Here is an 11,952-nt window from a genome sequence, read left to right as displayed (position 1 = left end):
CCCCGTGGAAACGCCCTTTAATTCCGGTCTCATCTCGGTCGGGGGCAAGGACCTCGACTCCACCGGCTATGCCTGGTGGGCGGGCAATGCCCGTCTGATCAACCTCTCCGGCCGTCTGCTGGGTGCCCACGTGGCGCACGCGGGCCTGATGGTCTTCTGGGCCGGCGCCATGATGTTGTTCGAGGTGAGCCACTTCACCTTCGACAAACCCATGTACGAGCAGGGCCTGATCCTGTTCCCCCACGTCGCCACCCTTGGCTACGGCGTGGGCCCCGGCGGTGAGGTCACCGATCTCTATCCCTTCTTCGTGGTCGGTGTTCTGCACCTGATCAGTTCCGCCGTGCTCGGCCTCGGCGGCCTGTACCACGCCCTGCGCGGTCCCGAGATTCTGGAGAACTACTCCGCGTTCTTCTCCCAGGACTGGCGCGACAAGAACCAGATGACCAACATCATCGGCTACCACCTCATCCTTCTCGGTGTGGGTGCCCTGCTGCTGGTGTTCAAGGCCATGTTCTTCGGTGGCGTCTACGACACCTGGGCCCCCGGTGGCGGTGATGTGCGCCTGATCAGCAACCCCACCCTCAGCCCTGGGGTGATCTTCGGCTACCTCACCCGCGCCCCCTTCGGTGGCGAGGGCTGGATCATCGGTGTCGACTCCATGGAGGACATCATCGGTGGCCACATCTGGATCGGCCTGATCTGCATCTTCGGCGGCATCTGGCACGTCATCACCAAGCCCTTCGGCTGGGTGCGCCGCGCCTTCATCTGGAACGGTGAGGCCTACCTGAGCTACAGCCTCGGCGCCCTGAGCTTCATGAGCTTCATCGCCTCGTCCTACATCTGGTTCAACAACACCGCCTATCCCTCGGAGTTCTACGGCCCCACCAACGCCGAAGCCTCCCAGGCCCAGAGCTTCACCTTCCTGGTGCGCGACCAGCGCATGGGCGCCAACATCGGTTCCGCCATGGGCCCCACGGGCCTGGGCAAATACCTGATGCGCTCCCCCACCGGCGAGATCATCTTCGGTGGCGAAACGATGCGCTTCTGGGACTTCCGCGGTCCCTGGCTGGAGCCCCTGCGCGGCCCCAACGGTCTGAGCCTCGACAAGCTCCAGAACGACATCCAGCCGTGGCAGGTGCGTCGGGCGGCTGAGTACATGACCCACGCCCCCAACGCCTCCCTCAACTCCGTGGGCGGCATCATCACCGAGCCCAACTCGGTGAACTTCGTCAACATCCGCCAGTGGCTGGCCTCCACGCAGTTCGTGCTGGCCTTCTTCTTCCTGGTCGGACACCTGTGGCATGCGGGCCGGGCCCGCGCTGCCGCCGCCGGTTTCGAGAAGGGCATCGACCGTCAGGCCGAGCCCACCCTGGCCATGCCGGACCTCGACTGATGGACCCCGGGCAACCGGTCTCCGGTTTCCCCTATCGGCCCCTGCACCAGCCTCCGCCCCCGGGCGGGGGCTTTTTGCTGCGGGGGCGTTCTGCAGCGCGGGTTCTCTGCTGCAGCTGTTTTGCTGCCGTATCTTGAATCCCGCCGCAGCCGTTGGGAGATCCGATGGGTGATCCTTCCGCCACGGACGCGGCGAGCCTTTGGCAGAGGCTGGGCGGCAAGATCCGGCGATCGCCGCACACCCTGAGGGTGCTGCTGGCCCCCCGGATCCGGCGTCGCACCCAGGCCATCGAAGGGCTCCTCAACCGGCGCCGGTTCTCCGCGACCCGTCGCTCCCTGCGCCGCCGCAACCCGGATGGGCACGGCCTGGTGCTCAACACGCGGCTGGTGGAGCCCACAATCCCCTCAATCGCCCACTGGGCCGACTGGAGCCTGACCCGCCACGGCTTCTTCGGCGATCTGCGCGCCCAGCCACGGCTCCTGTTCGTCAAGGCGGTGCCGGAGTGCCTGGAGCTGTTTCTGGACCGCTATCTCCCCCGCATCGCGGCCACATCACGCTTCGTTCTGGTCACCGGCGATGCCGACACCACCCTGCCCCGGCAGGTGGATCAGCGGTTCCCCGATTACCTCGCCTCCGGCCTGCAGCAGCGTCTGCTCGGCCTCCTGGACGACCCCAGACTGGTGAACTGGTACGCGGAGAATCTCGACACCCCGCTGCCCGGTGTCACCCCGATTCCGCTGGGCTGCATCAACAGTGATGGTCACATCATCTACCGCCGGACCCTGGCGCAGGACGCAGCAATCCCCCTCCGGCAGCGACCCCTCAAGGCCTTCTGCGCCCACTACGTCCGTGAGGGCCCGCAATGGGAGAACCGGCGCACGGTGATGCGGCTGGCGACCGGCGACTGGCAGGCGTTCGTCGAGGTGCACGAGCAGATTCCCTACGACGATTTCTTCCCGACCCTCCAGCGCTATCCCTTCGTGATCTGCGCCGGCGGCGGCGGCCTCGATCCCTGCCCGAAGGCGTTCACGGCCCTGCTGGCCGGGGCGATCCCGATCATCGAGCGCAACCCCACCACGGCCGCCTATGGCGACCTGCCGGTGGCCTATGTCGACCACTGGGACAGCGACAGCCTCTCCCCCGCGCGACTGGAGGCCTGGCGGGACACCCTGCATCCCCGCTTCGAAGATTCCGCCCAGCGCCGCGCCGTGCTCGAGAGGATGTCGATGGCCCACTGGCTGCGGCGGATCCGCGCCCATCACCCGGGCGCCTGACCCAGGGCCCCGGAGCCGAGCCAGCGCCGCAGCAGGGGCAGGCTGAGGCCGATCACATTGCTGAAGCAGCCTTCCAGCCGCTCCACCACCAGGCCGCCGCGGCCCTCAAGGGCGAAGCCGCCGGCACAGGCCAGGGGCTCACCGCTGGCCACATAGGCCTGGATGGCCGTCTCGTCGAGGGCGGCGAACTGCACCCGCGTGGTCACCACCGCCTGCAGGGGCGCCTCCGGCTCCCCGGAGGCGGGACACCGCAGCAGGCCATGGCCGGTGTGCAGGTCCCCCCAGCCGCCGGCCATGCGCCGCCAGCGTTCCACCGCCTCGGCGGCGTCGCGGGGCTTGCCCCACGCCTCCCCCTGCACCACGAGCAGGGAGTCGCAGCCCAGCACCCCAAAGGGCGGCCAGTCGGTTTCAGAGGCGAGCGTGGCGGCCACGGCCCGGGCCTTGGCCAGCGCCAGCGCCTGCACCAGCCGCCGGGGATCGGCCTCCCGGATCCCGTCCTCATCCACGCCGCTCACCTGGATGCGGTGGGGGAGGCCGGCCTGCTCCAGCAGGCGGCGCCGGGCCGGGGAAGCGGAAGCCAGCAGCAGCAAGGGGGATCTCCAGCGGGGTCTCCAGCCTGCCCGTCGATTGGGGAGAATGGGGCGATGGCACAGGCCGACACCGAGTCCCGTTCGCTGGCGCGGGCCGCCCTCTCCCTCCGCTGCCTGCCCTTCCGCCGCTGCTTTTACGAGACGGTGGGGGAGGAGCCCCTGAGCAGCACGGAACTGGCCGGCCGCACCGAAGTCCCTGCCCCGTTCACCTTCCTTCCCCTCAGCGGCGACCGGACCGAGGACCATTTCCTCTGGCTGATCCGGCTGGGGGTGCTGCGGCGGGAAGTGGACGGCCAGGGGCTCACCGAGCGGGTGCGGCTGACGCCGATGGGCCGGCAGTTGCTGCGGCGCTGGCCCGGCGAGATCCCCCGGGCGGGCCGGCGGGAGCGGATCCTGGAGGCGCTGCGCCGCCACCGCCCCCGCCTTTGAACCGCCCCCACCCCGTCTCCCCGCGGCCGCTGATGGTGCTGGGCACCAGCAGCGGCGCCGGCAAATCCCTGATGACCGCTGCCCTCTGCCGCGTGCTGCGGCGCCGGGGGGAGCAGCCCCTGCCCTTCAAGGGGCAGAACATGAGCCTCAACGCCTGGGTCGACCCGCAGGGCGGGGAAATGGCCTACTCCCAGGCCCTGCAGGCCTGGGCGGCGGGCCTGGAGCCCCGGGTGGCGATGAACCCGGTGCTGCTCAAGCCCCGGGGCGACAGCACCAGTGAGGTGATCCATCTGGGTCACTCGGTGGGCACGGCCCGCGCGGAGCACTACTACCGCGACTGGTTCCGGCCCGGCTGGGCAGCGATCCGGACGGGCCTGGCGGAGCTACAGGCCGCCCACCCCGGCGGCCGGCTGGTGCTGGAGGGGGCCGGCAGCCCGGTGGAGGTGAATCTGCAGGCCCGGGACCTCACCAACCTGCGGCTGGCCCAGTACTTGCGGGCCCGCTGCCTGCTGGTGGCGGACATTGAACGCGGCGGCGTCTTCGCCCAGATCGTCGGCACCCTGGCCTTGCTGCGGCCCGTGGAGCGGCCCCTGATCGGTGGACTGCTGATCAACCGCTTCCGCGGCCGCCGTTCCCTGTTCGATGCCGGCCGCGACTGGCTGGAGCAGCAGACCGGGGTGCCCGTGCTGGGGGTGATGCCCTGGCTCGACGAGCTCTTTCCCCCCGAGGACTCCCTCGACCTGCTGGAGCGGGGCAGTCGCAAGCCCCGCGCCGAGCTCAGCCTGGTGGTGGTGCGGCTGCCCTCCCTGAGCAACTTCTCCGACCTCGACCCGCTCGAGGCCGAGCCCAGCGTGCGGCTGCGCTGGCAGCGCCCGGGGGAGCCCCTGGAGCAGCCCGATGCCGTGATCCTGCCCGGCAGCAAGCAGACCCTGCGGGACCTGGCGGCGCTGCGCGGCAGCGGGATGGCGGAGCAGCTGCGGGCCTATGTGGCCCGGGGCGGACAGGTGTTCGCCCTCTGCGGCGGCCTGCAGATGCTGGGCGAGGAGCTGCACGACCCCGAAGGCCTCGAAGGCGGCCAGCCCGGGGAGCGGGTGAGCGGGCTGGGCCTGCTGCCCCTGCGCACCGTCTTCCATGGCGACAAGGCGCTGCGGCAACGGCAGAGCCGGGCCGTCTGGCCCCCCGGCCCGGGCGACCTGCCGGTGGTGGAGGGCTTCGAGCTCCACCACGGCCGCAGCGAGCGGACCGACCCGGCGGGCTGTGCGCCCCTGGCGCAGGACGGGGCCCTGGGCTGGTGGGCGGAGTCCGGCAGCCAGGGGGGGCTGGTGGCGGGGACCTACCTGCACGGCATCTTCGAGAACGGCCCCTGGCGGCGCCGCTGGCTCAACCAGCTGCGGCGACGGCGACGGCTGCCGCCCCTGGAGGAGCACCAGCCCCACCACGGCCGCCAGCGGGACGCCCTGCTCGATCGCCTGGCCGACGCCTTCGAAGCCCACATCGACCTGGGGCCCCTGCTGGCCCCGGGTCCTCTGCCCCGCACGCCGCGTCCCTGAACGGCCGGCACCCCCTAGATTTCCGCCAGCACGGCCCTCCCCCCATCGCCATCCCCCGTCCTGCCATCACCATCGCGTGGCCGGACGGGCGCACCACGACGGCCATCCCCGGCCAGGACTGGCTGGAGGCCGCCCGCCAGGCGTCGGTGCTGATCCCCACCGGCTGCCTGGGGGGCAGCTGCGGCGCCTGCGAGATCGAGGTCAACGGACGGGTGGTGCGGGCCTGTGTGGCCACCGTGCACTCCAGTCCCAGTGGCCGGCTGACCGTCAGCCTGGCCAGTGATCCCCACTGGTAGGTCGTGTGAGTTCCTCCCCCCGGTTCCACATCCTCTCGATCGATTTCCAGGATCTCGACGTGATCTGGAACGTGCGGCTGTTCTATCTGGCCGCGGGTTTCCGGTTCGTCCCTGGCCGGGTCGATCCGGACCTCGACCTGCTGGTGATCCTGCGCGGCGATCCCGGCCCCCCCCATCGGGACCACCGGGGGATCGTGCATGTGTACGACTACGTCAAGGAGCTCCAGGTGGACTGGCCCGAGCGCTTCCCCCGGGCCCGTGAAATCCGTCTCATCTCCCTGTTTCGGCCGGACCCGCTTCCCGAGGGGCTCCGCTGGGTGCCGGGGTACCTGCCGGTGGTTCCCGAGTTCTGGCAACAGAGCCCCTTCCGCAAACGGGCCGGCAGGCCGCTGCACATCGCCAACTTCAAGCCGATGGGCGACGACCCCTACCAGCAGGATCTGGCCCGCCTGGCCCGCCATGGGCTGGTGCGGGTGTACGGCGGCCGCTGGGACCGGCTGGGCCTGGCCACCCACGGCCTCAGCTACCTGGAGGCGAATCGACGGCTGGCGAGCGCCTGGTGCTGCTACGGGCTGATGTACCCCTACCAGCGGGGCCTCACCCTCTCGGGCCGCATGTGGCAGGCGCCCCTGCATGGCTGTCTGGTGATCAGCGAACAGGGCACCAACCCCCTGGGACTGCCCGGGATCCTCGAGGTGGAGCGCTTCTCCGCGGAGACGCTGCTGAGCGTGGGCTCGATCCGGGAGTGCTGGCAGATCCGACAGGAGGCCACCCGGTACTGGCGTGAGGCCACCGAGCGGCTGGCCCTGCAGCTGGACCTGCCGGCCTACCGGGGTCCCTCGGCCGCCCAGCTGGCCAGCTGCGGCCGGGAGCGGAGGGCCCAGCACCTGCGGGTGGCCTGGGGCAGGCGGCTGGCGCGGGCTGGACGCTGGCTGACCCCGCCCCCGATCAGTTGCTGGTGGCGGCGGCGGCAGCGGACGCTGCAGGGGCTGGGGCGCCTTCTCCAGGGGGCCTCCAGGCCGGACGGAGGGCCATCGAACCGCTGAGACGCCGCCTCAGCCAAAGTGATGCGCCGTCATCGTCGAATCGAAACCACAGGCGCTTCGATGTCAGCGGGCAGGGGCTACGATGCAATGACGCATGACGTTTTTGTAGGAATCTAGATGGCGCTGCCAACAGTCTTGAAGCGTGCCGTTCCAAAGAACGTGCAATCGGCTGTCAAGCGTTTTCTGTGGCCTGAATACTCCCCTGTCCCCCCCGGTCAGAAAGTCATTGAATTCTGGGTGGATGTGGTGAGTGGCTGCAATCTCCGCTGCACGGCCTGTCCCGTCGGCATGCCCGAGTACACCAACAGCATCGGCCAGAAACTGACCGAGATGCCGATCGAGCTGTTCGAGAAGATCTGCCTGAAGGCCAAGGCCGACACCAATGGCAACTGTCGCTTCGGCCTGTACAACTGGACCGAACCCACGCTCCATTCCAGGCTCCATGAACTGATTGCCTGTGCCGAGAGCCATGGCGTTCCCTGCGGCATCTCCTCCAATCTCAATTACGACTACGACTGGTCCCTGCTCAAGCCCCTGCGGCTCTGGAATTTCACGATCACGGTGTCGGGATTCACCCAACGCACCTACCAGATCAACCACAAGGGCGGCCGGATCGAACCGGTTCTCGCCAACCTGATCCGCATCTCCGAGACCCTGGGCGACTGGGAATGTTTCCAGAACATCGACGTTCGCTATCTGGTTCACAAGCAGAACCTGCATGAGGTGCATCTCTTCAAGCACTTCTGCGACAAGCTGGGGATGAAATTCAGCCCCTACCACGCCTATTACATGCCGATCGACAAGATGTTCGACGGACTCGAAACAATACCCCCGGAACTTGAGTACATCTACTACAGCCCCCAGCTGGTGCAGCAGGCCATCGGCAATCACCGCTCACAGAACTGCTTCATGCGCGAGTCGCAGGTGTGCCTCGACCACGAAGGCAACTTCTCCGTCTGCTGCGTGCAGTCCCCCTCCGCCCCATCGATCGCCAACTACCTGGATACCCCCTACCAGGTGATGCAGGCGAAGCGCTATGGCAGCGAACTCTGCAAGAAGTGCACCAGCACCGGCATCAACATCTTCGCCACCTATGGCATGCAGGAGCCCCCAGAGATCCAGCAATCGATCGAGAATCTTCTGCCCGTCGACCTCAAGGATTTTCACTGATCCGTGACCTCCCATGATGCAGCCTCGCCCAGCGATACGCACACCCCTGCCTACGACTATCTGATCGTCGGCAGCGGGCTGTTCGGTGCCACCTTTGCCCGACTCGCCACCGATGCCGGCAAGCGCTGTCTCATCGTCGAGCGCCGTCCGCACATCGGTGGCAACTGCTATACGGAGAAGCTGGAAGGCATCAACGTCCATCGCTACGGCGCCCATATCTTTCATACCAGCAACAGGGCCGTCTGGGCCTTCGTCAACAGGTTTGCGGAATTCAATAACTACATCAACTCGCCCAAGGCGATCTCCGGAGACAGGCTCTATTCCCTGCCCTTCAACATGAACACCTTCTACGAGCTCTGGCAGACGCGTACGCCCCAGGAAGCCCGCCAGAAGATCGCCTCCCAGCGCTTCACCGGCGAACCCACCAACCTGGAGGAGCAGGCCCTGTCGCTGGTGGGCAAGGACATCTACGAGACCCTGATCCGCGACTACACCCGCAAACAGTGGGGCAAGGATCCCCGTGAGTTGCCCGCCTTCATCATCAAGCGGCTGCCGCTGCGTTTCACCTACGACAACAACTATTTCTCCGACCGCTACCAGGGCATTCCGATCGGGGGGTACACGGCCCTGTTCGACGCCATGCTGGAGGGCATCGAGGTCCGCCTCAACGTCGACTACTTCGCCCACCGCACCCCCTTGGGGCGCCTGGCCCGCAAGGTGGTCTACACCGGCTGCATCGACCAGTACTTCGACTACGCGCTGGGTCGACTGGAGTACCGCTCCCTGGAGTTCGACAACGCCGTGCTGGAGACCGACAACTTTCAGGGCAATGCCGTGATCAACTACTGCGATACGAGCGAGCCCTTCACCCGGATCATCGAGCACAGGCACTTCGAAGGCTCCAGTTCGCCGCTCACCGTGATCACCAGGGAGTACCCCCGGCCCTGCAGCGGTGACGCCATCCCCTACTACCCGGTCAACGATGCCCAGAACCAGGGGCTGTACCGGCGCTACCAGGAGCTCGCCCAGGGCACGGAGAACGTGATCTTCGGGGGCCGTCTCTCCGAATACAAGTACATGGACATGCACGTGGTGATCGAATCGGCCATGAACCGGTTCCGCAGCGAGAGCCGTCAGGCGTCGGCCTGAATCAGGCCACCACCAAGCAGCACCTCGCCGCCATAGGCCACCGCCGCCTGTCCCGGAGCCACCGAGAACTGGGGCTCGGCGAAGTCGAGCCGGGCCCGATGGGGCCGTCCGGCGGCGTGGTCGGCGGCCGTTTCGGGCAGGGGCGTCAGCAGGGCCCGCTCCGGCAGGCTCCGGTAGCGCACCTGCACCTCCACCTCGATCGGCTCGCTGGGCGGCGCGATTGACACCCAGTTGATGGCGCCCACCACACAGGACTGGCGGGTCGCCTCCCGCCGGGGCGCCACCACCACTTGGTTCATGGCCCCATCCAGCCGCACCACATGGAGGGGCTCGCTCCAGGCCACCCCCAGTCCCTTGCGCTGGCCGATGGTGAAGTGCTCGATCCCGTCGTGCTGCCCGAGCACCGTGCCGTCCACCAGCACGATCTCACCCTGGCGGGGCGCCAGGTAGGCATCCAGAAACGCCCGCATCGAGCCGTGGTGGTCGGCCAGGCAGAGGTCCTGGCTTTCGGGCTTGGCGGCGGTGCGCAGGCCGAGGCGTGCGGCCTCGGCGCGGGTGGCCTCCTTGGTGAGTTCACCGAGGGGGAAGACCAACCGGCCCAGCACCGACTGGGGCAGGTCGTAGAGGAAGTAGCTCTGGTCCTTGTGGGAATCCAGGCCCCGCAGCAGCTGATGGCGACCGTCGTGCCGCAACCGGGCGTAGTGGCCCGTGGCGAGGCGGCCGATGCCGCGCTCCGCCTCGGCCCACGCCAGCATCGGGCCGAACTTCACGGCCCGGTTGCAGCGGGAGCAGGGCAGGGGGGTGAGGCCATCGCCGTACCCCTCCACCAGGAAATCGACGATCTGCTCCTGGAACCGGGCCCGGGAATCGACCACATGGTGGGGCACCCCCAGCTGGTCGCAGATGCCGGCCGCATCCACCAGACCCTCGGCGCAGCAGGAGCCCTTGCCGCTCATCAGCCACAGGGTGAGGCCCTCGACCTGCCAGCCGGCCGCCACCAGCAGGGCCGCGGTCAGGGAACTGTCGACGCCGCCGGAAAGGCCCACCGCCACCCGCCGTTCACCGGGCCCGTCACCCAGCCGTCCCAGCACCTCGGCCACCTCGGGGAGGATCCCGGGGGGCTGGGCGGTGGACGCAGGCGTAACGGAGACCGTGGCGGCGGTGGGGCTCAAGGATCCCGATGGGTGGAACGGGCGGACACCACCATCATGGGAGAGCACTGCTCGGGCCGCCGTGAACCTCGGGCCGATGCCCACCGCCTGGCCGCCGGCGGATGCCGATCACGTCCTGGTGAGCGGCGCCGCCATGGCCGCCATCGAGCAGGAGCTGTTCGCCAGCGGCCTGCCGGTGGAGGCCCTGATGGAGAAGGCCGCCCTGGCGGTGAGCCGCCGGCTGGCGGAGCGGCCGGGCCAGGACCGGCAGGACGGCCTGCTGGTGCTCGTGGGGCCGGGCCACAACGGCGGTGATGGGCTGGTGGTGGCCCGGGAATGGCATCTGGCCGGCGGCCGGGTGCGGATCTGGTGCCCCTTCGAGCGCCGCCGCCCCCTCACCGAGGCCCACCTGCGCCATGCCCGCTGGCTCGGGATTCCCCTGCTGGAGGCCCCGCCCGACCCGGACGATCCGGCCCTCTGGGTGGATGCCCTCTTCGGCATCGGCCAGCACCGGCCGGCCGGCCCGCTGATCGAAGCCCTGCTGGGGGATCGGCAGCGGCGGCGGCCCGGCGCCCTGGTGTCCATCGATGTCCCCACCGGGCTGGACGCCGATGACGGTGCCCTGCTCGGCGGCGTGGCCGCCACCGCCGCCACCACCTACACCATCGGCCTGGTCAAACGCGGGCTGGTCCAGGACGCGGCCCTGCGCTGGGTGGGACGGCTGGAGCGCATCGACCTCGGACTGCCGGGCGCGCTGCTGGGCCGGAGCCGCGGGCAGTCGCTGCTGGGCCTGGGGGCCGCCGACCAGCGGTCAGCTCCCTGGCCCCGCCCGGATCCGGCCGCCGGGAAATATGCCCGTGGACGCCTGCTGGTCGTCGCCGGCAGCCGCCGCTTCCGTGGCGCCGCCCACCTGGCCCTGGCCGGCGCCACGGCGTCCGGGTGCGGCAGCCTTCGGGCCGCCCCACCCCGGGAGATCTGCCCGCACCTCTGGCAGATCCACCCGCACGTGGTGCTGGAGCCCGGCCTGGGGGCCACCCCGGCCTGGGGCCTGGCCCTGGCGGGTCTGGCCGCGGGCTGGCTGGATCGGCTCGATGCGGTGCTGCTGGGTCCCGGCCTGGGCGGGGTCGTCCCCGCCGGTGAGCAGCCGGCGGCGGAGATCGCAGGCCCGGAACGGCAGCGCTGGCAGGAGCTGGCCGACTTCGTTGGTCTGCTGGTGCTCGATGCCGATGGCCTCAACCGCGTGGCGGCCATGGGCAGCGACTGGCTCCAGACCCGCCGGGGCCCCACCTGGATCACGCCCCACGCGAAGGAGTTCCGGAGGCTCTTCCCCGACCTGGCCCCGCTCCCTGCGCCGGAGGCGGCGGCGGCGGCGGCCCGCCGCACGGGCGCCAGTGTGCTGCTCAAGGGGGCCCGCAGCGTCGTGGCGGCCCCCGACGGACGCTGCTGGCAACTGCTGGAAGCCTGCCCGGAGGCGGCCAGGGCCGGACTCGGGGATGTGCTCGCCGGCTACGCGGCGGGACGGGGGGCCCTGGCGCTGGCCGCCGTGGGGGGGGCGCAGAGCGGGGCGCCGGCCGATGCCGCCTGGCTGGCCGCCGCCGCCCTCGACCACGCCCTGGCAGGAGTCCAGGCCCATCGCCGACACGGCGCCGGCGGGGTCACCCCCCTCGCCGTGGCCGAGTCCCTGGCATGGGGAGCGGTGGAACTGAAGACCTGGAAGGACCGCAATCGGGCGGGAACGGCCACTTCCCTATCTGGCGACTCTGGCGATGCTTCGTAGCGGCCACAGAAGATTTAGCCCTTTGCTCATCCAACCGGAGTCAATCACTAAAGAAATTCGATTGTGTGTGAGTTCGCATGCAATTCCTTAAAAGTTGTTCCAGACACTTTCTGCTCCTGCCGGTGGG

11 protein-coding genes are annotated in these 11,952 nt (G+C 69.3%); 9 read left to right on the top strand and 2 right to left on the bottom strand.

Translation table 11 applies throughout. The features are described from left to right. The first annotated feature begins 4 nt into the window (after positions 1–4). Together psbC and VB738_RS10380 are read left to right on the top strand one after the other, a co-directional pair. Positions 5–1,393, top strand: coding sequence for a photosystem II reaction center protein CP43 (psbC, locus tag VB738_RS10385; protein WP_216918961.1), 1,389 nt, complete (start codon positions 5–7; stop codon positions 1,391–1,393). Positions 1,394–1,557: 164 nt separating this feature from the next. Beyond that, the gene (locus VB738_RS10380) at positions 1,558–2,667 is read left to right on the top strand and encodes a hypothetical protein (RefSeq protein ID WP_323305675.1); all 1,110 of its coding nucleotides are present in this window, start codon (positions 1,558–1,560) and stop codon (positions 2,665–2,667) included. On the opposite strand, the gene VB738_RS10375 is transcribed toward VB738_RS10380, so the two are convergent. After that, positions 2,652–3,257 carry a nucleoside triphosphate pyrophosphatase gene (locus VB738_RS10375; protein ID WP_323305674.1) on the bottom strand — a complete coding sequence of 202 codons (606 nt, stop codon included), beginning with the start codon at positions 3,255–3,257 and terminating at the stop codon, positions 2,652–2,654. The two genes, VB738_RS10380 and VB738_RS10375, sit on opposite strands and share 16 nt — an antisense overlap. Before the next feature lie 54 nt (positions 3,258–3,311). On the opposite strand from VB738_RS10375, the gene VB738_RS10370 reads away from it, so the two are divergent. The 6 genes from VB738_RS10370 to glf all read left to right on the top strand — a co-directional run bounded on the left by VB738_RS10370 (position 3,312) and on the right by glf (position 8,897). After that, entirely contained in the window at positions 3,312–3,686 is a 375-nt protein-coding gene (locus tag VB738_RS10370; RefSeq protein WP_323305673.1) for an Npun_F0494 family protein, read from the top strand. 32 nt (positions 3,687–3,718) lie between these two features. Next, entirely contained in the window at positions 3,719–5,236 is a 1,518-nt protein-coding gene (locus VB738_RS10365; RefSeq protein WP_323305690.1) for a cobyric acid synthase, read from the top strand. 50 nt (positions 5,237–5,286) lie between these two features. Then, on the top strand, positions 5,287–5,532 hold the full coding sequence (locus VB738_RS10360; RefSeq protein WP_323305689.1) for a 2Fe-2S iron-sulfur cluster binding domain-containing protein: 246 nt from the start codon (positions 5,287–5,289) through the stop codon (positions 5,530–5,532). A gap of 5 nt (positions 5,533–5,537) precedes the next feature. Beyond that, entirely contained in the window at positions 5,538–6,578 is a 1,041-nt protein-coding gene (locus VB738_RS10355; protein WP_323305672.1) for a hypothetical protein, read from the top strand. A 288-nt stretch (positions 6,579–6,866) separates the two neighbouring features. Next, positions 6,867–7,748: a hypothetical protein gene (locus VB738_RS10350; RefSeq protein WP_323305671.1), complete on the top strand. Its 882-nt coding sequence runs from the start codon at positions 6,867–6,869 to the stop codon at positions 7,746–7,748. 3 nt (positions 7,749–7,751) lie between these two features. Beyond that, the gene (gene glf / locus VB738_RS10345) at positions 7,752–8,897 is read left to right on the top strand and encodes a UDP-galactopyranose mutase (protein ID WP_323305670.1); all 1,146 of its coding nucleotides are present in this window, start codon (positions 7,752–7,754) and stop codon (positions 8,895–8,897) included. Here the strand turns inward: glf and mnmA are convergent. Beyond that, a complete protein-coding gene (gene mnmA, locus VB738_RS10340; protein WP_323305688.1) occupies positions 8,882–9,997 on the bottom strand; it encodes a tRNA 2-thiouridine(34) synthase MnmA in 1,116 nt (371 codons plus the stop codon). The genes glf and mnmA overlap by 16 nt on opposite strands. 148 nt (positions 9,998–10,145) lie before the next feature. On the opposite strand from mnmA, the gene VB738_RS10335 reads away from it, so the two are divergent. After that, entirely contained in the window at positions 10,146–11,825 is a 1,680-nt protein-coding gene (locus VB738_RS10335) for an NAD(P)H-hydrate epimerase (protein WP_323305669.1), read from the top strand. The last annotated feature ends 127 nt before the right edge of the window (positions 11,826–11,952 follow it).

It is taken from the genome of Cyanobium gracile UHCC 0139, assembly GCF_034931325.1.
GTDB classification, from domain to species: domain Bacteria; phylum Cyanobacteriota; class Cyanobacteriia; order PCC-6307; family Cyanobiaceae; genus Cyanobium; species Cyanobium gracile_B.
The sequence above is the reverse complement of the archived record's forward strand: the minus strand, read 5'-3'. Positions and strand labels throughout refer to the sequence as shown.